The following is a 1400-nucleotide window of genomic DNA, read 5'->3' on the forward strand; positions in this document are numbered from 1 at the left end:
TTTATATCATCTTGATAAACAGTACTTTATATTTTCGAATATGGCATTACTGAAAATTACCATCTCTTGAAATCTTAGGCTACTTGGGGAGTAGCCTAAAAGGTGCGAGAACGGTTATCACCCGGTTGTAGAGACGGGGCGTGCCCCGTCTCCCACTGTCTGATAGTATCTTTAAGTTACCATTTGGAGGGGATGAGACGGGGCACGCCCCGTCTCTACAGGAATGTATGTTCGATTTTTAGAAGGGACGTGATGATGTAGGAAATACGAGATCATTTCGTCTCTATTACCATGTCTATACACTAGGAATAAGAACGAAGATTTAAGGAGAATCAAGGCCGGAGCACAAACTAAAACTAATGATTGCTTGTTATTTGCTATTTTTTGCTACATTTGCACCGTGAAATGAACGCTACTCCCCAAGTAGCCTCACCCCACCTCTGGTATATAATTATATACATTCTCAAAGCAAGACTTATTTACCACCGTCATTTTCTCCAACGAGAAACTTCTTAGATAAATCTGGGTTGTCTTGATGGACTTATGCCCCAATAACTCGCTGATCATCTCAATGGGGACATTTTGTTCCTTCAATGCCATGGCGAAGGAATGACGGATCGTGTAAGAAGTCACATCCGAGGCTATTCCCGCAACCTCCTTCAACGTCTTCAAGTTCCGGTTAAACCGGGACAAGGCCGCATTGTATTCGAGATATTCCTCATGGCCGTTCTTCGTCCCACTTAAAAAGGGAAATAAATAGCCGGAGTCTCCCGCCCTCTCACCTGCCAGCTCCTTATACATAGCTTCCGCCGTATCCAAGACCTCCAACCGCATAGAGGTCCCGGTCTTCTGGCGATTGTAATCCAATATGCCGTTCTTGATATTACCCCTATTCAAATGGGCGAAATCAACGAACGACATCCCCCCATATTGAAACATCAAGCAAAGCGTCAGCTGTGTCTTCCTCAACTTCTCTCCTTTTACCGGGACAGTCATCAGGCGATTCAAATCACCCAGAGGCAAGGATTTCTTGCGCTGGCTTTCCACACCCGTAAAAACCCCCTTGAATAATGAAGGGATAAACGCCGCCTCGCCATTCTCCACCGCCTTGTTATAGATACAACGCAAACGGCGGATATACGTGGAGACCGTATTACGCATGCAGCCTTTCTCCAACAAATAAGCCTCATACCGGCGAAGAGTATCCTTATTTATATATGTATATGGGATACGATCCGTCCCGCTATACCGTATAAAAGAGTTCATCGCATCCTGATAACTTTTCGCCGAGGAATACCGTCCTTCCTTTTGTAACAGACTTATATACTCTCGCATCCCTTCCACCAAATCTTTCTCATCCATATCTCTCTATTTTAAATTCCAACTGAAAACAAACACGC

1 protein-coding gene is annotated in these 1400 nt (G+C 44.4%); it reads right to left on the reverse strand.

Features of this window, described 5'->3' with window-relative positions:
- Nucleotides 1–429: 429 nt before the first annotated feature.
- Nucleotides 430–1362, reverse strand: coding sequence for a site-specific integrase (locus DW033_RS24235; RefSeq protein WP_122383246.1), 933 nt, complete (start codon nt 1360–1362; stop codon nt 430–432).
- Nucleotides 1363–1400 lie beyond the last annotated feature (38 nt).

This window comes from Parabacteroides sp. AF39-10AC (assembly GCF_003635405.1).
Taxonomy (GTDB): domain Bacteria; phylum Bacteroidota; class Bacteroidia; order Bacteroidales; family Tannerellaceae; genus Parabacteroides; species Parabacteroides distasonis.

Bases quoted from the DNA above. Each gene is read 5' to 3' on its own strand.
- DW033_RS24235 (WP_122383246.1), bottom strand. From the start codon at position 1,362: ATGGATGAGAAAGATTTGGTGGAAGGGATGCGAGAGTATATAAGTCTG.